Raw genomic sequence first — 18,347 nt, 5'->3', positions numbered from 1 at the left:
TGCCGGTCGAAACCGAGCATCCGCCCATCCCACCTCGGGTGGGCCCCGGCACGTGGCCGGGGACGCATTCGCTACGGCGCGCATCCATCCTTCTGGAGGAGAGCCCCCTTGTTGTTCAAGGGGGTGCGCCAACGGCGCGGGGATAAGGTGGAATGCGCGGACCAGCGACCGGTTACCGGTCGCTGGTGATGAGCTGCACGACGCTGGAGAAATCCAGCTTGCCGCGGCCGGCCTGGTGGTTCATCGAGTACAGGTTGCGGGCCACTTCGCCCAGCGGGATCGAGGCGCCGACACTCATCGCCGCTTCCACCGCCAGGCCCATGTCCTTCAGCATCAGATCGCTGCCGAAACCGCCGCTGTAGCCGCGCGAGGCCGGCGCATTTTCCAGCACGCCCGGCCACGGGTTGCACACTTCGGTGGCCCAGCTGCGGCCGGTGCTGACCGCCATCATCTGCGACAGCACCTTCGGGTCCAGCCCGTGCGCAACACCCAGCGCGATGGCTTCACCGGTCACCGCCATGATCACGCCCAGCGCCATGTTGTTGCACAGCTTGGCGACCTGGCCGGCACCGCTGGCGCCGACATGGAAGATGTTCTTGCCCATCGCCTGCAGCACCGGGCGAGCGCGTTCCAGCGCGTCCTCTTCGCCACCGACGATGAAGGTCAGGGTGCCGGCCTGGGCGCCCGCGGTACCGCCGGAGACCGGCGCGTCGATCATCTGCAGGCCACGCGCGGCGGCCGCTTCGGAAACCTTGCGGGCACTGGCCGGTGCGATCGTGCTGCAGTCGATGACCAGTGCACCCGCTGGGATGGCGGCGAGGATGCCGTCATCGCCCAGGTACACGCCTTCGACGTGGCGGCTGGCCGGCAGCATCGAGATCACGACTTCCGCATCGGCCAGGGTGTCGCGTGCCGACGACGCCGCGCTGGCACCGGCATCGACGGCGGCCTGCACCGCAGCCGGGACCAGATCGAACACGCGCACGGTGTGGCCGTTCTTGACCAGATTGGCGGCCATCGGGCCACCCATGTTGCCCAACCCGATGAATGCAATGCGGCTCATGCAAGGCTCCTTTCAACAAGGGGAGTGCCCAGGTCGGCCAGCGGATGCGCGGCAGCGGCCCAGGGGGAAGCAAAGAAGGTGTCGGCCCACGCGCCGGTGGCCTCGGCCAGGGTGGCCGGGTTCCACTGCGGATTGCGGTCCTTGTCGATCAGCAGTGCGCGGATGCCTTCGGCGAAATCGCCGTGGGCGGCGCAGTGCAGCGCGGTGATGTACTCCAGCCGGTAGACGCTGGCCAGGTCCTGGCCGGCGCTGCGGCGCTGCAGCTCGAACGCCAGACGTGCCGAGCCGGGCGCGCCGGCGGCAAGCGTCTTCTGTGCCGCCTGCAGCCAGGCATCGTCGGTCTGCAGCGCGCTGATGCGTTTGATGATCGCGGGCAGGTCATCGCCTTCGCACAACGCATCGACCTGCGCCGCGTTGGCCAGCAGCGGACCGGTCGCAGCATCACTGGCATGCGACTGCAGCAGATGGGTCAGGCGTTCGTGGTTGTGTGCGGAATCACTGGACCAGGCCACCTGCAGCAGCGCATCGAACACCGCGCTGCGGCGTTCTTCAGCCACGTGCACATCGGCCAGGCCGGCATAGATGGCATCGCCCGGATTGAGCAACGCGCCGGTCAGGGCCAGGAACAGGCCGCCCTTGCCCGGCACGCGCGGCAGCAGCCAGCTGCCACCGACATCCGGGAACAGGCCAACGGTGATTTCCGGGAAGGCCAGCTTGGAGCGCTCGCTGACCACGCGGTGGCTGGCGCCGGACATCAGGCCGATACCGCCGCCCATCACGATGCCGTGGCCCCAGCACAGGATCGGCTTGGTATAGGTGTGGATGAGGTAATCGACGCGGTACTCGACGTCGAAGAACTCGGCGGCGTAGTCGTTCTCGCGGATGTCGCTGCGGCCGTCCTCACGGAAGGCGACCATGGCCTTGTACAGGCTGTGCAGGTCGCCGCCAGCGCAGAACGCCTTTTCGCCAGCACCCTGCAGCACCACCATGGCGATGCCGTCGTCGTCGGCCCAAGCGTTCAACTGCTCCAGCAGCAGGTGTGCCATCGGCAGCGAGAAGCCATTGAGCGTGCGCGGCGCGTTGAGCGTGGCGAGGCCGATGCGCACGCCGTTACCGGCCACGCGCTCCTCGAACAGCACCGGTGCGTCGTCGGCAGCGGTGTCGGCGCTCATGCGTTCTTCCACTGCGCGGCGCGCTTTTCCAGGAAGGCAGTCACGCCCTCGACCTGGTCGGCGGTGTCGAACAGGTCGACGAAGGCTTCGCGCTCGGCCACCAGCGCCGAGGCGTGGGTGCCGGTGCGGGTGGACTGCACCAGGGTCTTGCAGGCGGCGATGCTGGTCGGGCTCTGCTTGCCGGCCTTTTTCGCCCATTCCAGCGCCAGTGCCTTGGCTTCGCCCTTGCCGACCTTTTCTTCGGCCAGCCCGATGCGCAGCGCGGTCTCGGCGTTGATGCGCTCACCCAGCAGGATCATGCGCTTGGCCCAGCCTTCGCCAACCAGGCGCGGCAGGTTCTGGGTGCCACCGGCGCACGGCAGCAGGCCGACGGTGGCCTCCGGCAGCGCCACCTGGGCGTGCTCTTCGATGATGCGCAGGTCGCAGGCCAGTGCGCATTCCAGGCCTCCGCCCATCGCGTAGCCGTTGATCGCGGCGATCGACACGCCACGGAAACCGGACAACGCCTCGAAGGCTTCGCCGAAACGGCGCGCGGCTTCGCGCGCTGCGGCCTTGTCGCCGGAAGCGAACTGGTTGAGGTCGGCACCGGCGGAGAAGAACTTCTCGCCGTCACCGGTGATCACCAGTGCGTAGACGTCACGGTCTGCGTTGAGCGCGCCGACCAGGTCGCGCAGCGCCGACAGGCTGTGCACGGTCCAGGTGTGCGCCGGCGGGTTGTTCAGGGTGACCACGGCGGTGTGGCCGTCGGCCTCGACCTTCAGGCCCACGTGCTCCTGGGTACGCCAATCCTTCATCGCAGTTCCTCTTCGGTGTTGAGCAGGTGACGGGCAACGATCACCCGCATGATCTCGTTGGTGCCTTCCAGGATCTGGTGCACGCGGCAGTCACGCAGCAGGCGCTCGATCGGGTACTCGCGGATGTAGCCGTAGCCACCGTGGATCTGCAGCGCTTCATTGCAGACGTTGAAGCCGGCATCGGTGGCGAAGCGCTTGGCCATCGCGCACCATACGTTGGCATCGCTGGCCCCGGCATCGAGCTTGCGTGCGGCGGTGTGCACCATCTGCCGCGCGGCCACCAGCTGGGTGACCATGTCGGCCAGCTTGAACTGCAGCGCCTGGAACTCGGCCAGCGCCTTGCCGAACTGGCGGCGCTCGCCCATGTAGCGGCGCGCGGCATCCAGCGCGCCCTGCGCGGCACCCAGCGAGCAGGCGGCAATGTTGATGCGGCCACCATCAAGCCCCTTCATCGCCAGCTTGAAGCCGCCGCCTTCCTCTCCCAGAAGGTGGCTGACCGGCACGCGGACGTTTTCGAAGGTGATGCCACGGGTGGGCTGGCTGTTCCAGCCCATCTTCTCTTCCTTGCGGCCGAAGCTGATGCCCGGCAGGTCCGACGGCACTGCAATGGCGCTGACGCCGCCGGCACCGGCACCGCCGGTACGTGCCATCACCACCAGCAGTTCGGTGGCACCGGCGCCGGAGATGAAGGCCTTCGAGCCGTTCAGCACGTAATGATCGCCGTCGCGCACGGCGGTGGTCTTCAGCGAGGCCGCATCGGAGCCGGCACCCGGTTCGGTCAGGCAGTACGAGGCCAGCCTGTTGCCCGAGGACAGGTCAGTGCCCCACGCATCGCGCAGTGCTGGCTGGCCCCACGTGGACACCATCCACGAGGCCATGTTGTGGATGCTGATGTAGGCCGCAGTCGACGGATCGACGTTGGCGAGCTCCTCGATGACGACGGCGGCGTCCAGCCGGCTCAGGCCGCTGCCGCCCACTTCCGGGTCCATGTACAGACCGCAGAAGCCCAGTTCACCGGCCTTGGCGATCGCCTCGCGCGGAAAGATGCCCTCCGCATCCCATCGCGCGGCGTGTGGCGCCAGTTCGGCCTGTGCGAAGTCGCGCGCCGCCTCGCGGTACGCCTGCTGCGCTTCTTCCAGTTCCGTCGTCATCGAGTGGCTCATGGCTGCTCCTGCCGTTACTTCAGGCTGATCGTGGTGTTGACGCCGTGGCTCAGCGTCTCGTCATCGAACCAGCGCGCGGTGACCGTCTTGGTCTGGGTGTAGAACAGCACCACCTGCTTGCCATACGGGCCCAGGTCACCCAGCTTGGAGGCGCGCGAACCGGTGAACGAGAACAGCGGCACCGGCACCGGGATCGGCACGTTGATGCCGACCTGGCCGACGTCGATGTCTTCCTGGAACTTGCGCGCGGCCGCGCCGGACTGGGTGAACAGTGCGGTGCCGTTGCCGTTCGGGTTGCTGTTGACCATCGCGATGGCGTCTTCCAGCGTTTCTGCTTCGAGGATGACCAGCACCGGCCCGAAGATTTCTTCCTGGTAGATGCGCATGTCGGTGGTGACACCGGCAAAGATGGTCGGGCCGACGAAGTTGCCCTTCTCGAAGCCATCGACCTGCGGGTTGCGGCCGTCGAGTACCAGCTTGGCGCCCTGCTCCACGCCCGAGGCGATCAGGCCTTCCACGCGCTCGCGGGCGCTGCAGGAAATGACCGGGCCGACGTCGGTGCCGGACACGGTGCCGGCGCTGACCTTCAACGTCTTGGCCTTTTCGACCAGGTCCTGCACCCAGTTGCGCGCCTCACCGACGAGCACCAGGGTGGAGGCGGCCATGCAGCGCTGGCCCGCGGCACCAAAGGCGGCACCGACCATCGCGTTGAGGGTCTGTTCCTTGTTGGCGTCCGGCAGCACCACGGCGTGGTTCTTGGCGCCCATCATGCACTGCACGCGCTTGCCGGCCAGCGAGGCGCGGTTGTAGACGTGGGTGCCGACGCGGGTGGAACCGACGAACGACACGGCCTTGATGTCCGGGTGGTCGCAGATCGCGTTGACCACTTCTTCGCCACCGTGGACGACGTTCAGCACGCCCTTCGGAATGCCGGCTTCCAGGGCAAGCTCGACCAGGCGCATGGTCACCATCGGGTCCTGCTCGGACGGCTTGAGGATGAAGGTGTTGCCCGTTGCAATCGCCATCGGGAACATCCACAGCGGGATCATCGCCGGGAAGTTGAACGGTGTGATGCCGGCGCACACGCCCAGCGGCTGCATGATCGTGTAGGTGTCCACGCCATTGGCCACGTTGTTGGCCAGCTCGCCCAGCTGCAGGTTGCCGATGGCGGCGGCGTGCTCGACCACTTCCAGGCCGCGGAACACATCGCCTTCGGCGTCGGGCAGAGTCTTGCCCTGTTCGGCGGTGAGGATGTGGGCCAGCTCGCTCATGTTCTCGCGGATCAGCTGCTGGTACTTCAGGAAGATGCGCGCGCGGGTGCCGATCGGGGTCTTGCGCCAGGTCTTGAAGGCTTCCTTGGCGGCGGCGACGGCGGCGTCCACTTCGCCGGTGGTGGCGAAGGGCACCTTGGCCAGCACGTCCTGGGTGGCCGGATTGATCACGTCCTGCCAGTGGGAGGTGGCCGATTCAACGAACTGGCCATCGATCAGCATGCGGATACGGGGCGCTGCAACAGTCATGACGACAATCCCACAGGGTGCGAAAGATGCTTGGCATTATTCACAGCACCCAGCTCGATTTCTGGGCTGAATCCGCTTAATCTGGCCAACACGCCCCACGATTCCTGTTAATTCTGTGAATCCCTCAGCTCCCCAGCGGCAACTCGGCCTGCGCCTGCGGCGGTTGCGCGAACAGCGCGGCTACAGCCAGGTTGACCTGGCGCGGGCGCTAGGGCTGTCGGCCAGCTACCTGAACCAGATCGAGCGCAACAAGCGCCCACTGACCCCGGCCGTGCAGAAGAAGCTGGGCCAGGTACTCGGCGATGTTTCCGCACTGTTCGACGAAGATGAGCCCGCCGCGCTGCAGGAAGCGCTGGGCGAGACCCTGCGCGACCTGGGCCTGGCCGAAGTCAGCGCCACCGAACTGCGCACCCTGGCGGGCAACCTGCCGCAGGTCAGCCGTGCGCTGCTGGACCTGCACCGCCGCCACCTGGCACTGCGCGAGCATGCCGCCGCGCTGGAATTCCAGCTGGGCGAGCCCGGCGCCGGCAGCACCCTGCCGGCCGGCGACCAGGTACGCGAGTTCTTCAACCGCATGCACAACCATATTCCCGAGCTGGACGAACTGGCCGAGCGCCTGTTCGCCGAGTGGGGGCTATCGCCTGGGCATGTGGCGCCGCGCTTGCGCCAGCTGCTGGCCGACCGCCACGGCGTGCTGGTGGAAGTGGCCGCACTGCAGGCCGGGCGCGAGAAGCGCCATTACGATGCCGGCACGCGCCGGTTGTGGCTGCCGGACTACCTGGAGCCAGGCCAGCAGGCGTTCCAGATGGCCGCCGAACTGGCCCTGCACGGCTACCTGCCGCAGATCGACGCGGTGGTGGCGCGTGCGGGCTTCACCGATGACGCGCGCATCGCGCAGGCGCGGGTGGGTCTTTCGAACTACTTCGCCGGCGCGCTGGTCATGCCCTACATGCGCTTCCTGCGTGCGGCCGAGGCCAGCAGCTACGACATCGAACTGCTGGCGCACCAGTTCGGCGTCGGCTTCGAGGCGGTCTGCCACCGGCTGAGCACGCTGGCACGGCGCAGTGCGCCCGGCCTGCCGTTCTTCTTCATCCGCGTGGACCGCGCGGGCAACGTATCCAAGCGCCATTCGGCCACCGACTTCCACTTCTCGCAGGTGGGCGGCTCGTGCCCGCTATGGATCGTCTACGAGGCGTTCAACCAGCCAGGCCGCATCCTTACCCAGACCGCGCGCATGCCCGATGGCCGCCGCCATTTCTGGCTGGCGCGGCAGGTCAGCAGTGGCCCGGTGGGCCATGGCCAGCCCCGCAAGACCTTCGCGGTGGCGCTGGGCTGCGATCTGCAGCATGCCGAACGCATGGTGTATTCGCTGGGGCTGGATGTGCAGAGCCCAGGGAACTCGGTTTCGATCGGACCGGGTTGCCGGGTGTGCCCACGCGAGGACTGCATGCAGCGTGCGTTCGCGCAGTTGCCGGGCAGGTAGGGGGTTTTGCAGAGCTGCGCCCCGCACCTGCGGTAGTGCCGGCCGCTGGCCGGCAACCTCAAAGGCAAAAGCGGGCATTCCGTGGGTTGGCGGGGTGGGTCCGGTTGCAGGGGACGCTGCAAGTACCCCTCCGGGGCCCGGCCCAGCCGCTGGCGGCTGTGCGTTCGGGCGCTTGCGAAGCAGTGCTTCGCAAGCAAAGCGTCCTCACCCATGTAAGCTCGGTCGCCGCTTGCTCGTGTGCGCTGTCCTGCGCACACGGCAAGAGCGGGGTTGGGCGTCCTGCCCAACCCGCCCGAGGCACGCCTCGGGCCCATGCGGCTCACGCCCCTGCCACCGGACCCACCCCATCCGGATGAATTCTCATTTTGGAATGCATCCACGCGTGGCGTGGCTCTACTGGTAGGTGCCAACCCTGGTTGGCGCGTTTTAGTCCCAGAACACGGTCAGTACGCGGTGGCCTTCCGAGGGCACAGGTGCGTCGATGTGTTGGCCGTACGGCCAGCCTTCGCCCACACCGTCGCATTCCAGACCCTGCAGCCAGCCTTCCACGGTCTCGACGTCGGCACTGGTCAGCACATGCACGTTCTCCGCAGCAGGCCATTCGCTGTCGTCTTCCAATGCACTGCCCCAGTCCTGGTGCAGGCCGACGTACACGCCTTCCACTTCAGGCTTCGCTGCAATCACGGCCAGGCGCGCGTACAGCTCGGCAATCGGCGGGCGGCCGAAACCCCATTGGTTGGGCGCGATGCATTCTTCGAAATCATTGCCTTCGAAGTACGCAGCCAGTGGCACCACCGGCAGGTGTTCCGGGTCGCGAGTATCGAGGCGTTCAAGCAGATCCAGCAGTTCCTGGCGGGCAGACATCCACAGCTCCTTGCGACATGAAGCACGATTGTATCGATCGCGCTCAGTAGATCGGCGTCACCTTCATCTGCGGCAGCGGGCGCGGTGCGCCGTCGGTCAGGTCCGGGCCAAGGTCTTCCCACGTGCGGCCCTGCTCGACCATCTGCGCCCACAGCTGCTGCGAGCCGCGACGTTTGTCTTCCGAGCCGAGCTTGTACGACGGCGGTGCCGGCTCGCCACGGGCAACCATCGAGTACGCCGCGCGATAGGCCAGCACCTGCTGCGCCGGGTCGTCGGTACGCGCCACTTCCAACGTGTAGCGCTGATAGGCCGAGGCCAGGTTGCGCCAGCGGATCCAGTAGTGGTTCCCGAACGAGAACGAACAGAAGCGCGCGCCCGCCAGGCTGCCCTTGTCGGCGATGCGGGTCAGCACCTCCTGCGGCATGTCCAGGTTCATGCCGCCTTCGTCGCCCTGCAGGCTGACGTGCACGATACGGTCGCGGTAACCCGGCGCGCGTGCCTGCAGCAGGTCACGCCAGTTCTGCATGGTCGCCACGACTGCGAACAGGAAGCGCCCCAGCTCGGCTGCGGCGAGCGGCGTGGCAATGGACTGGTAATGCCGTTGCCAACCGTGGCGGTTTTCGGTGGGCAGGAACACGGCACGTTCCAGCGCCTGTCGGCCATCACTGCCACGTCCCACGTCCTCGGCATGCTGCGGGTAGACCAGGTTGATGGCGAAGGTCGGCCAGCGCGGTAGCGCGGCATCAAACAGATGGATCGGGAAGTTGCTGCTGATGCCACCATCGGAGAACCAGCAGATGCGGAACGCGGTAATCACCGGGCCGCAGGTCTGCCCGGCGCTGGTCAGCCCTTCCATGCTGTCGGCCACGTTGTGTTCCTGATCGGCGGCAGGTGCAGTGGGTTCGCAGCGGCGTTCGCGGCGCGAGGGCTCATGCAGCGGCACCGCGCTGATCAGCAACGGGAAGCTCAGGCTCATGCGCGTGGCCACCAGCACCGGCAGCTTCGGACCCTGCGGCAGGTGGTAGTACCGGCGCCCTTCCACCTCCAGCGGCGGGCCGGCCTGCGTCACCAGCCACTGCACCACGCTGGCGGGGAACAACTGCTCGAACTCCTCGCGCAGGAACCAGAACTGCGCGCCGCCCAGCGGCAGTGTGCGTGGTTCGTTGTGCGATACGCAGGTGGTGATCATCTGCAGGCTGATCGCATGCGGGCTGTCCGGCTCGCCGGCATAGCGCGGCGCGTCATGCAGGTCGGCAAAGGTCAGCGGTGCATCCAGCGGCTTGCCGGACAACTGCTGCAGGCATTCATGCAGCCACTCGGTCAATGCCGGTTTACGTGCATCGCGACCGAGGCCACTGCACAGGCCCAGCAGGTTGCGCCGGGCCACGCGCGCCACGCGCAGCGCGGCTCCGGCCACGCCTGCACCGTAGGCGCACAGCAGCGACGGCAGCAGCGTCGCGGCCACGCCGCTCCAACCACCGCCCCACCCGCCCAAACCGAGCAGCAGCGCCAGCGACACCAGCACTTCCAGCGGCGCGATCTCGAATACCGCCACCGCCAGGCACAGCAGTTTGTGCGGCAAGCTGGCATTGCCGGTCAGCACCACCAGCAGCCGATAGGCCGCACGCGCGCCCCGCGCCGGTTGGAACAGGCTGTAGATGAACCCCCGCCGCGACAACTGCGCCGACACCGCCGACAGCCCGCCATAACCGGCATCACCGGGCAGGTGCTCGCCGGCCTGCTGGCGCCGATCACCGTATGCCGCCGCAGCCGCCACCGCCGCAGCGATGGCGCCGGCAGAGGTGCCGCCGATGCTCTTGAACCGATACTCGCGTGCCAGCGCCAGTACCGCGTTGGGGTACACGATGCCGCTGGTGATGCCGCCTTTCATGACCAGATCGCAGTACTTGTCCGCCACCGTCTTGCCCCCGAGCCTACCGTCCGCCGCGTGGATGCCAGTATGGCGCAGAGGCTTCTCAGGGCCTGAGAACACCACCGCAGTCCGGGCAGGAATCTGCGGCGTTCAGCAGATGGCAGGCCTGCAGGCTTGACCGGCTACACCATCGGCGTAGCATCTGCAGCAAGCCAAGGGACAGACCCGCGGCTGCCACAACGACATGAGGGATTCTCATGGAATTCGACTATCTCGTCTTCATCGGGCGATTCGAGCCCTTCCACAACGGCCACGCCGCCGTTGCCCGCCTGGCCCTGAGCCGGGCCCGCAAGCTGATCTTCCTGGTCGGCTCTGCCGATACCCCCCGCAGCCTCCGCAATCCCTGGACCGTGGCCGAACGCGCCGTGATGATCCAGGCCGCCCTCGATGGCCACACCGACCGCCTGCTGATCCGCCCGCTGCGTGACCACCTGTACAACGAAGCACAGTGGATCGCCAACGTGCAGCGCCAGGTGGCCGACGCCCTGCGCAACGACGGTGCCGCCGCCGATGCAAAGGTGGGCCTGATCGGCATGGACAAGGATGCCTCCAGCTACTACCTGCGGGAGTTCCCGCAATGGCCGCTGGTGGACGTGCAGCACACCGCCACCCTGTCGGCCACCGAGCTGCGGCGCTACCTGTTCGAAGCCGGCGACGTCGACTTCCACGGCGCGCTGCTGATGCTGCGTGGCAATGTGCCGGCGCCGGTGTACGACATGCTCGAAGCGTTCCGCAAAAGCGCGCCTGCGTATGCCCAGCTGGTGGCCGAGTACCGCTTCATCGAACAGTACAAGGCCGCCTGGAAGGATGCGCCCTACGCGCCCACCTTCGTCACCACCGATGCGGTGGTGGTGCATTCGGGCCACGTGCTGCTGGTACGGCGCCGTTCGGAGCCCGGCAAGGGCCTGTGGGCGCTGCCCGGCGGTTTCGTTGGCCAGGAGCAGAGCCTGCTGGACAGTTGCCTGCGCGAACTGCGCGAGGAAACCCGTCTGAAGATTCCGCTGCCGGTGCTGAAGGGTTCGCTGAAGGGCCAGCAGGTATTCGACCACCCCGACCGCAGCCAGCGCGGCCGCACCATCACCCACGGTTTCCACTTCGAATTCCCGGCCGGCGACCTGCCGCCGGTGCGCGGTGGCGACGACGCCGACAAGGCGCGCTGGATACCGGTGAGTGAAGCGTTGGACATGGGCCCGCAATTGTTCGAAGACCACCTGCACATCCTGGAGTATTTCCTCGGCCGCGGCTGACCGGCCCGGTTTTCCCACTGGCGGATAGACCGCTGGTGTCACTCGACGCGAAGGAGCTTCCGTCATGCACTACCTCGATAACCTTCTCCTCAACACCGACAGCTACAAGGCCAGCCATTGGCTGCAGTACCCGCCGGGTACCGATGCCACGTTCTTCTACGTGGAATCACGTGGCGGCCTGCACGATCGCACGGTGTTCTTCGGCCTGCAGGCGATCCTCAAGGACGCCCTGGCACGGCCGGTCACCCACGCCGACATCGACGACGCAGCTGCGGTATTCGCCGCCCATGGCGAGCCGTTCAACGAAGCCGGCTGGCGCGATATCGTCGATCGGCTCGGCGGCCACCTGCCGGTGCGCATCCGTGCCGTGCCCGAGGGTAGCGTGGTACCCACCCACCAGGCACTGATGACCGTCGAGTCGACCGACCCGGCTGCATTCTGGGTGCCGTCGTACCTGGAAACACTGCTGCTGCGCGTGTGGTACCCGGTCACCGTGGCCACCATCAGCTGGCATGCACGGCAGACCATTGCTGCGTTCCTGCAGCGGACCAGCGACGATCCGCAGGGGCAGCTGCCGTTCAAGCTGCACGACTTCGGCGCGCGCGGGGTATCGAGCCTGGAATCGGCCGCGCTGGGCGGTGCCGCACACCTGGTCAACTTCCTCGGCACCGACACCGTATCGGCCCTGTGCCTGGCCCGCGCGCACTATCACGCGCCAATGGCCGGTTATTCGATTCCTGCCGCCGAGCACAGCACCATCACCAGCTGGGGCCGCGAGCGCGAAGTGGACGCCTACCGCAACATGCTGCGCCAGTTCGGCAAGCCGGGCGCGATCGTGGCAGTGGTGTCGGACAGCTATGACATCTACCGCGCGATCAGTGAGCACTGGGGCACGACGCTGCGTGATGAAGTGATCGCTTCGGGCGCCACCCTGGTCATCCGCCCCGACTCGGGTGACCCGGTGGACATGGTGGCCGAAAGCCTGCGCCGGCTGGATGAAGCGTTCGGCCACACCCTCAACGGCAAGGGCTACCGCGTGCTCAACCACGTTCGGGTGATCCAGGGTGATGGCATCAATCCGGATACGATCCGCGCCATCCTGCAGCGCATCACCGACGACGGCTATTCGGCCGACAACGTGGCCTTCGGCATGGGCGGCGCCCTGCTGCAACGACTGGACCGCGACACCCAGAAGTTCGCGCTGAAGTGCTCGGCAGCACGGGTCGAGGGTGCGTGGATCGACGTCTACAAGGACCCGGTCACCGATGCCGGCAAGGCCAGCAAGCGTGGCCGCATGCGCCTGCTGCGGCGCCTGGATGACGGCAGCCTGCACACGGTGGCGTTGCCTCCCAGCGGTGACGAGGCGCTGCCGACCGGCTTCGAGGATGCGATGGTGACCGTGTGGGAGAACGGGCGCCTGCTGCACGACCAGCGCTTGGATGAGATCCGCGCGCGGGCTGCGGCGGGGCGTTGAGGCGCATCCCGACCGGGGTCGGATCCCGTTGCAGCGCAAAGGGCTCCGACCCCGGTGCCCCTTGACCCACGCCGGCAACGCGTCCACCGTGGGCACGCCGAAGGTATCCCTGCCGTGGCTGGATGGCGGCAGGAAGTTAAACGGGAATCCGGTGAAGGCGCTTCGTGCGCCCATTCCGGAGCTGCCCCGCAGCGGTGAATGGAAACGAATCCTGCCAACAGCACTGGGCTCGCGCCTGGGAAGCGGCAGGGAGTAGGTGGGCTGCGGCCCGTGTCCATCAGCCCGAATACCGGCCCCGGCCGGGGGACACGACCGTCCCCTGATTCGACCTGGACTCTCCGCGGGGAGGGCGCCGGGGCCATCGCCCGCCTGCACGTACAGGCGGCGTGGCCGCGCGCGTCCTGTTCACGGTAACCGGCCAGACCGCTCCCACGCCCTGACGCACGCCACGATGACCGAGTTCCAACGCCCCACCCTGACCCTGCCCGCCGATGGCAAGCGCCTGCTGCTGCATTCGTGCTGCGCGCCGTGCTCGGGCGAAGTGATGGAGGCGATCACCGCTTCCGGGATCGACTACGCGATCTTCTTCTACAACCCCAACATCCATCCGGTGAAGGAGTACGAGCTGCGCAAGCAGGAGAACATCCGCTTCGCCGAGCAGCACGGCATTCCGTTCATCGACTGCGACTACGACACCGACAACTGGTTCAGCCGTGCGCGTGGCATGGAGAACGAGCCCGAGCGCGGCATCCGCTGCACGATGTGCTTCGACATGCGTTTCGAACGCACCGCGCTGTACGCGCACGAGCACGGCTACGACACCATCAGTTCGTCGCTGGGCATCTCGCGCTGGAAGAACATGGCGCAGATCAACGACTGCGGCATCCGCGCGGCGTCGCGCTATGAAGGCCTGCAGTACTGGGACTACAACTGGCGCAAGGGCGGCGGTGCCAGCCGCATGATCGAGATCAGCAAGCGCGAGCAGTTCTACCAGCAGGAGTACTGCGGCTGCGTGTACTCGCTGCGCGATGCCAACCGCCACCGCCGCGAGAACGGCCGCGAGCGGATCAGGATCGGCCTGCTGTACTACGGGCAGGACGCTGAGGCGCCGCAGGGCGATTGACGTGCAGGCATGGGGCGGCCACGCTGGTCGCTCCTTCTGATGTAGTGGATCTGCCATGATTGCCCTGCCCGCCGATGTCGCCCTGCTGGTGATCGACCTGCAGCCGGACTTCATGCCCGGCGGTGCGCTGGCCTGCGACCAGGGCGATGCGCTGGTGGCACCGATTGCCGACCTGCTGGCACAGCGTCGCTACCGCACCGTGGTGGCGACCCAGGACTGGCACCCGGCCGACCACGCCTCGTTCGCCAGCCAGCACCCCGGCAAGCGACCGTTCGAGACCATCCTGCTGCACGCGCAGCCACAGACCCTGTGGCCCGACCATTGCGTGCAGGGCAGCGCGGGTGCCGACCTGCACCCGGGCGTGGACTGGACCGTGGCCGACCTGATCCTGCGCAAGGGCACCCGCCCACAGGTGGATTCGTACAGCGCCTTCCGCGAGAACCACGGCCCCGATGGCGAGCGCCCGGCCACCGGCCTGGCCGGCTGGCTGCATGAGCGCCGCATCCGCGAAGTGCATGTGTGCGGCCTGGCCCGCGACTACTGCGTGCTGTGGAGCGCGCAGGACGCGGTGAAATCCGGCTTCCGGGTGAAGTTCCTGTGGGAGCTGACCCGGCCGGTGACCGAGGCCAACGACGCGGTGGTGCGCGAAGCGCTGGGCAAGGCGGGGATTGCGATCGTCTGAGGCGTGACCGCCGGGCATGGCCCGGCGCTACCGCGCACGTCGCTTATGCCGCTTGCGCGCTCCTGCCCACAACAACACAATCGATTCATCCAGCCCCCTAACTACGCCCCCCTATAGATCGCGGGACGGCCGAACCGGGGGCTTTTCATTGGATGAAATCAGGATTCGGTAGTGCCGGCCGCTGGCCGGCAACCTCGGGATCTCTGCAGTTGCCGGCCAGCGGCCGGCACTACCGGATAGCACCCGTGGTAGCGCCGGGCCATGCCCGGCGGACGCGGGATGGGCGATTACCGGAACACCACCGTGCGATGCCCATTGAGCAGGATGCGGTGCTCCACATGGCGGCGAACCGCGCGTGCCAGCACCAGCGATTCGGTGTCGCTGCCCAGCCGCACCAGCTCGCTCGGCGCCATGGCGTGGTCAACGCGGGCCACGTCCTGCACGTCGCTTATGCCGCTTGCGCGCTCCTGCCCACAACAACACAATCGATTCATCCAGCCCCCTAACTACGCCCCCCTACAGATCGCGGGACGGCCGAACCAGGGGCTTTTCATTGGATGAAATCAGGATTCGGTAGTGCCGGCCGCTGGCCGGCAACCTCGGGATCTCTGCAGTTGCCGGCCAGCAGCCGGCACTACCGGATAGCACCCGTGGTAGCGCCGGGCCATGCCCGGCGGACGCGGGATGGGCGATTACCGGAACACCACCGTGCGGTGCCCGTTGAGCAGGATGCGGTGCTCCACATGGCGGCGCACCGCGCGCGCCAGCACCAGCGATTCGGTATCGCTGCCCAGCCGCACCAGCTCGCGCGGCGCCATCGCGTGGTCCACGCGGGCCACGTCCTGTTCGATGATCGGGCCTTCGTCCAGATCCTCGGTGACGTAATGCGCGGTGGCGCCGATGATCTTGACCCCGCGCGCGTGCGCCTGATGATACGGCTGAGCGCCCTTGAAGCTGGGCAGGAAGCTGTGATGGATGTTGATCGCACGGCCGGCCAGCACGCGGCACAGCGTGGGTGACAGGATCTGCATGTAGCGCGCCAGCACCACCAGGTCGATGCGCTCACGCTCGACCAGGTCGATGATCTGCTGCTCCTGCACCGCACGCGTATCGGCGGTCACCGGCAGGTGGTGGAACGGTACCTGGTAAGACGCGGCCAATGGCGCAAAGTCGGCGTGGTTGGACGCCACTGCCGCGATATCGACCTTCAGCTGGCCGCTGTGGGCACGGAACAGCAGGTCGTTGAGGCAGTGCCCCTGCTTGCTGACCAGCACCAGCAGGCGTGCCCGGCGGCGCCCATCATGCAGCTGCCAGTCCATGCCGAAGCCTTCGGCAAGTTTGGCCATCGCGGCATGCACGGTCTCCAGCAGCAGGCTGGCATCGCGGTCGAAATGCACGCGCAGGAAGAAGCGGCCACTTTCCTCGTCGCCGAACTGCTGGGCGTCGAGGATGTTGCAGCCGTGGTCGAACAGCAGGCCGGACACTCGGTAGACGATACCGGTACGGTCGGGGCAGGACAGGGTGAGGATGGAATCGGGGCGCATCTCCACAGTGTAGGGCAGCTTCCTTCCCAGCAGCCGGATGATCACCGATGCAACCGAACCGCTTGGTTCAGTCCCAAGCGATACTTGGCAATCACCGTGGCAAGCTGGTCGGTCATGAACCTGTTGCAACTGATCCGCAGCTTCACCCGCACCGCAGAGACCGGCAGCATTGCCGCCGCGGCCCGCATCCTTGGCATCAGCGCCACCGCAGTCGGCCAGAACATCAACCGACTGGAAGCGCATCTGGGCGTACGGCTGCTGAACCGGAGTACGCGCCAGCTGGCCCTCAGCGAGGCCGGCGCGCTGTACCTGGCGCAGGTGCGCCACATCGAGGGCGACCTGGCGCGCGCGCAGGCGATGGTGACTGCCGGTGATATCGAACCGGCCGGTCCCCTGCGCATCGCCAGCAGCAGCGCCTTCGGCCGCCACGTGCTGGCACCGTTGCTGCCGTCACTGCAGCAGCGCTACCCGCAACTGCAGCTGGAGCTGCGCCTGACCGACCGCGCCGTGCAGCATGGTCCAGAGGCGGTGGATGCCAGCATCCGCATCGGCGCGCAGCTGGAGGACGGTGTGGTCGCACGGCAGCTGGCGCGCGTGCCATTCGTGTTCTGCGCCTCACCAACCTACCTGAAGACCCATGGCACGCCGCAGGAACCCTCGGACCTGGGCAGCCATCGCGGGCTGCTGCACCGCTTCCCCACCGATGGCCGGCCGCTGCGCTGGGGCCTGCTGAAGGACGGCCAGCGCGTGGACGCCGCGCTGCCGCCGAGCATGGTCTGCGATGACATCGATGCGCTGGCGTCGCTGGCGGCGGCCGGTGCCGGCCTCACACGATTGGCTGCCTTCGTGGCCGAGCCCTACCTGCGCGACGGCCGCCTGCAGGCGGTGTTCGGCGCCGACACGGCGTGGCGCCCGGAGCCGATGGAGGTCTATTTCTGCGTCAGCGACCGCCGCGACTTCACCGCCAAGATCCGCGCGCTGTTCGAGCATCTGCAGGCCGGCATGGCGCCGGCCTGGCGGGTGTGAGCCTCAGCGCGCCTTGAACACGCCACGCGCCTCGCGCGGCTCGCAGCGCAGGTACTGCGGCGCCGGCTCCACGCTGTCGCGCAATGCGGCAGCAGCGTGCCACGGCCAGCGCGGGTCGTAGAGGATGCCGCGTGCCAGCGCTACCGCATCGGCGTGGCGATGGCGCAGGATCGATTCGGCCTGCTCCGGTTCGGTGATCATGCCCACCGCGATCACCGGCATGCGCACCTTGGCCTTGATCGCTGCTGCGAACGGCACCTGGTAGCCCGGGCCGACGGTGATCTTCTGGCGCTCGTCCAAGCCACCGCTGGAAACGTGCAGGAAGTTGCAGCCGCGCGCGTCCAGCACCTGGGCCAGCGCTTCGCTCTGCACCAGATCCCAGCCGCCATCGACCCAGTCGCTGGCGGAGATGCGCACGCCCACGGCGACCTTGTCCGATACCGCCGCACGCACGGCGTCGAATACTTCCACGAGCAGGCGCAGGCGGTTCGGCAATGAGCCACCGTAGCCATCGGTGCGGTGGTTGCTCAGCGGCGACAGGAACTGGTGCAGCAGGTAGCCGTGCGCGGCATGCAGCTCGATCAGCTCGAAGCCCAGGCGCTCGGCGCGCACCGCACTGGCGGCGAAAGCGGCGATGAGCTCGGCGATGCCGGCCTCGTCCAGTTCCTGCGGTGCCGGATCGGCGGCATGGAACGGCAGCGGCGACGGCGCCACCGTGGCCCAGCCACGCGCATCATCGCCCGGCAGCTGGCCGCCGCCGTCCCACGGGCGCTTCACCGAGGCCTTGCGACCGGCGTGGCCGAGCTGGATGCCCAGCGGCATCGGCGACCAGCGGCGGACGCTGGCCAGCACCTGCGCCAGCGCGGCCTCGGTGCCGTCGTCCCACAAGCCCAGGTCGGCCCAGCTGATGCGGCCGCGCGGCTCGACCGCAGTGGCTTCCAGGATCAGCAGGCCGGCGCCGGACTGCGCCAGGTTGCCCAGGTGCATGGCGTGCCAGTCGCTGGCGCGACCGTCTTCGGCGGAGTACTGGCACATCGGCGCGATGACGATGCGGTTGGACAGGGTGAGGGGGCCGAATGAAATCGGCGAGAACAGCTGGCTCAAGACGGTGATGAACGACGTAGGGGGTGCGTATTGCACCGCTGCGCGGCTCGCGGATCAACCATCTGGATGGATCGCTGTTTCGCGTGACCTGCAGCAGCCGAGCGTGCGCTCGGCCCTACAGAAGCCCTCGCCCCTTGTAGAGCCGAGCCCGTGCT

Annotated in this window: 15 protein-coding genes, 1 pseudogene and 1 riboswitch; of the genes and pseudogenes, 6 read left to right on the top strand and 10 right to left on the bottom strand. The window is 67.6% G+C overall.

Features of this window, described 5'->3' with window-relative positions:
• Positions 1 to 172: 172 nt before the first annotated feature.
• Genes mmsB through ACEPA4_RS01010 form a run of 5 tightly spaced genes read right to left on the bottom strand, consistent with a single transcriptional unit; the run spans position 173 to position 5,712 of the window.
• Positions 173 to 1,063: a 3-hydroxyisobutyrate dehydrogenase gene (gene mmsB, locus ACEPA4_RS01030; protein ID WP_005420650.1), complete on the bottom strand. Its 891-nt coding sequence runs from the start codon at positions 1,061 to 1,063 to the stop codon at positions 173 to 175.
• Positions 1,060 to 2,235 (bottom strand): enoyl-CoA hydratase/isomerase family protein, encoded by a 1,176-nt coding sequence (locus ACEPA4_RS01025; RefSeq protein WP_164093131.1) that lies wholly within the window; start codon positions 2,233 to 2,235, stop codon positions 1,060 to 1,062. Before ACEPA4_RS01025 ends, mmsB begins: the two co-directional genes overlap by 4 nt.
• Positions 2,232 to 3,029, bottom strand: a complete 798-nt coding sequence (locus tag ACEPA4_RS01020; protein ID WP_139726615.1) for an enoyl-CoA hydratase — start codon at positions 3,027 to 3,029, stop codon at positions 2,232 to 2,234. Before ACEPA4_RS01020 ends, ACEPA4_RS01025 begins: the two co-directional genes overlap by 4 nt.
• Positions 3,026 to 4,192 carry an acyl-CoA dehydrogenase family protein gene (locus ACEPA4_RS01015; protein ID WP_065185591.1) on the bottom strand — a complete coding sequence of 389 codons (1,167 nt, stop codon included), beginning with the start codon at positions 4,190 to 4,192 and terminating at the stop codon, positions 3,026 to 3,028. Before ACEPA4_RS01015 ends, ACEPA4_RS01020 begins: the two co-directional genes overlap by 4 nt.
• 14 nt (positions 4,193 to 4,206) lie before the next feature.
• The gene (locus tag ACEPA4_RS01010) at positions 4,207 to 5,712 is read right to left on the bottom strand and encodes a CoA-acylating methylmalonate-semialdehyde dehydrogenase (protein ID WP_005420657.1); all 1,506 of its coding nucleotides are present in this window, start codon (positions 5,710 to 5,712) and stop codon (positions 4,207 to 4,209) included.
• A gap of 115 nt (positions 5,713 to 5,827) precedes the next feature.
• Between ACEPA4_RS01010 and ACEPA4_RS01005 the strand changes: the two genes are divergently transcribed.
• Positions 5,828 to 7,195: a short-chain fatty acyl-CoA regulator family protein gene (locus ACEPA4_RS01005; RefSeq protein ID WP_065196016.1), complete on the top strand. Its 1,368-nt coding sequence runs from the start codon at positions 5,828 to 5,830 to the stop codon at positions 7,193 to 7,195.
• Between the two features lie 426 nt (positions 7,196 to 7,621).
• On the opposite strand, the gene ACEPA4_RS01000 is transcribed toward ACEPA4_RS01005, so the two are convergent.
• The gene (locus tag ACEPA4_RS01000; RefSeq protein ID WP_065185588.1) at positions 7,622 to 8,059 is read right to left on the bottom strand and encodes a hypothetical protein; all 438 of its coding nucleotides are present in this window, start codon (positions 8,057 to 8,059) and stop codon (positions 7,622 to 7,624) included.
• 43 nt (positions 8,060 to 8,102) lie between these two features.
• The gene (locus ACEPA4_RS00995) at positions 8,103 to 9,950 is read right to left on the bottom strand and encodes a patatin-like phospholipase family protein (RefSeq protein ID WP_065178417.1); all 1,848 of its coding nucleotides are present in this window, start codon (positions 9,948 to 9,950) and stop codon (positions 8,103 to 8,105) included.
• 239 nt (positions 9,951 to 10,189) lie between these two features.
• On the opposite strand from ACEPA4_RS00995, the gene ACEPA4_RS00990 reads away from it, so the two are divergent.
• The 4 genes from ACEPA4_RS00990 (at position 10,190) to pncA (ending at position 14,518) form a co-directional block, all read left to right on the top strand.
• Positions 10,190 to 11,239: a bifunctional nicotinamide-nucleotide adenylyltransferase/Nudix hydroxylase gene (locus ACEPA4_RS00990; RefSeq protein WP_065178416.1), complete on the top strand. Its 1,050-nt coding sequence runs from the start codon at positions 10,190 to 10,192 to the stop codon at positions 11,237 to 11,239.
• A gap of 64 nt (positions 11,240 to 11,303) precedes the next feature.
• Entirely contained in the window at positions 11,304 to 12,713 is a 1,410-nt protein-coding gene (locus ACEPA4_RS00985; RefSeq protein WP_065185587.1) for a nicotinate phosphoribosyltransferase, read from the top strand.
• A 98-nt stretch (positions 12,714 to 12,811) separates the two neighbouring features.
• Positions 12,812 to 13,026, top strand: a riboswitch (cobalamin riboswitch).
• 138 nt (positions 13,027 to 13,164) lie between these two features.
• Positions 13,165 to 13,836, top strand: coding sequence for an epoxyqueuosine reductase QueH (locus ACEPA4_RS00980; protein ID WP_061480745.1), 672 nt, complete (start codon positions 13,165 to 13,167; stop codon positions 13,834 to 13,836).
• 55 nt (positions 13,837 to 13,891) lie between these two features.
• Complete coding sequence (pncA, locus tag ACEPA4_RS00975; RefSeq protein WP_139726612.1) at positions 13,892 to 14,518, top strand: bifunctional nicotinamidase/pyrazinamidase; 627 nt, start codon at positions 13,892 to 13,894, stop codon at positions 14,516 to 14,518.
• Between the two features lie 287 nt (positions 14,519 to 14,805).
• Here the strand turns inward: pncA and ACEPA4_RS00970 are convergent.
• Positions 14,806 to 14,958, bottom strand: a pseudogene (locus tag ACEPA4_RS00970) (formyltetrahydrofolate deformylase); the annotation flags it as partial.
• Between the two features lie 252 nt (positions 14,959 to 15,210).
• Positions 15,211 to 16,062, bottom strand: a complete 852-nt coding sequence (gene purU / locus ACEPA4_RS00965; protein WP_065178413.1) for a formyltetrahydrofolate deformylase — start codon at positions 16,060 to 16,062, stop codon at positions 15,211 to 15,213.
• 114 nt (positions 16,063 to 16,176) lie between these two features.
• Between purU and ACEPA4_RS00960 the strand changes: the two genes are divergently transcribed.
• A complete protein-coding gene (locus tag ACEPA4_RS00960; protein WP_053499298.1) occupies positions 16,177 to 17,088 on the top strand; it encodes a LysR family transcriptional regulator in 912 nt (303 codons plus the stop codon).
• Between the two features lie 3 nt (positions 17,089 to 17,091).
• Here the strand turns inward: ACEPA4_RS00960 and ACEPA4_RS00955 are convergent, their stop codons facing one another.
• Positions 17,092 to 18,192 carry an NADH:flavin oxidoreductase/NADH oxidase gene (locus tag ACEPA4_RS00955; RefSeq protein WP_188239507.1) on the bottom strand — a complete coding sequence of 367 codons (1,101 nt, stop codon included), beginning with the start codon at positions 18,190 to 18,192 and terminating at the stop codon, positions 17,092 to 17,094.
• Positions 18,193 to 18,347 lie beyond the last annotated feature (155 nt).

The organism is Stenotrophomonas sp. P2112 (assembly GCF_041897515.1).
GTDB lineage: Bacteria > Pseudomonadota > Gammaproteobacteria > Xanthomonadales > Xanthomonadaceae > Stenotrophomonas > Stenotrophomonas sepilia.
Note: the sequence above shows the minus strand (reverse complement) of the source record. Positions and strands in the feature narration are given on the sequence as shown.

What these genes read in the sequence shown, in the direction of transcription:
- mmsB (WP_005420650.1), bottom strand. Translation starts at nt 1,063, where the DNA reads ATGAGCCGCATTGCATTCATCGGGTTGGGCAACATGGGTGGCCCGATG.
- ACEPA4_RS01025 (WP_164093131.1), bottom strand. Translation starts at nt 2,235, where the DNA reads ATGAGCGCCGACACCGCTGCCGACGACGCACCGGTGCTGTTCGAGGAG.
- ACEPA4_RS01020 (WP_139726615.1), bottom strand. Translation starts at nt 3,029, where the DNA reads ATGAAGGATTGGCGTACCCAGGAGCACGTGGGCCTGAAGGTCGAGGCC.
- ACEPA4_RS01015 (WP_065185591.1), bottom strand. Translation starts at nt 4,192, where the DNA reads ATGAGCCACTCGATGACGACGGAACTGGAAGAAGCGCAGCAGGCGTAC.
- ACEPA4_RS01010 (WP_005420657.1), bottom strand. Translation starts at nt 5,712, where the DNA reads ATGACTGTTGCAGCGCCCCGTATCCGCATGCTGATCGATGGCCAGTTC.
- ACEPA4_RS01000 (WP_065185588.1), bottom strand. Translation starts at nt 8,059, where the DNA reads ATGTCTGCCCGCCAGGAACTGCTGGATCTGCTTGAACGCCTCGATACT.
- ACEPA4_RS00995 (WP_065178417.1), bottom strand. Translation starts at nt 9,950, where the DNA reads ATGAAAGGCGGCATCACCAGCGGCATCGTGTACCCCAACGCGGTACTG.
- ACEPA4_RS00990 (WP_065178416.1), top strand. Translation starts at nt 10,190, where the DNA reads ATGGAATTCGACTATCTCGTCTTCATCGGGCGATTCGAGCCCTTCCAC.
- ACEPA4_RS00985 (WP_065185587.1), top strand. Translation starts at nt 11,304, where the DNA reads ATGCACTACCTCGATAACCTTCTCCTCAACACCGACAGCTACAAGGCC.
- ACEPA4_RS00980 (WP_061480745.1), top strand. Translation starts at nt 13,165, where the DNA reads ATGACCGAGTTCCAACGCCCCACCCTGACCCTGCCCGCCGATGGCAAG.
- pncA (WP_139726612.1), top strand. Translation starts at nt 13,892, where the DNA reads ATGATTGCCCTGCCCGCCGATGTCGCCCTGCTGGTGATCGACCTGCAG.
- purU (WP_065178413.1), bottom strand. Translation starts at nt 16,062, where the DNA reads ATGCGCCCCGATTCCATCCTCACCCTGTCCTGCCCCGACCGTACCGGT.
- ACEPA4_RS00960 (WP_053499298.1), top strand. Translation starts at nt 16,177, where the DNA reads ATGAACCTGTTGCAACTGATCCGCAGCTTCACCCGCACCGCAGAGACC.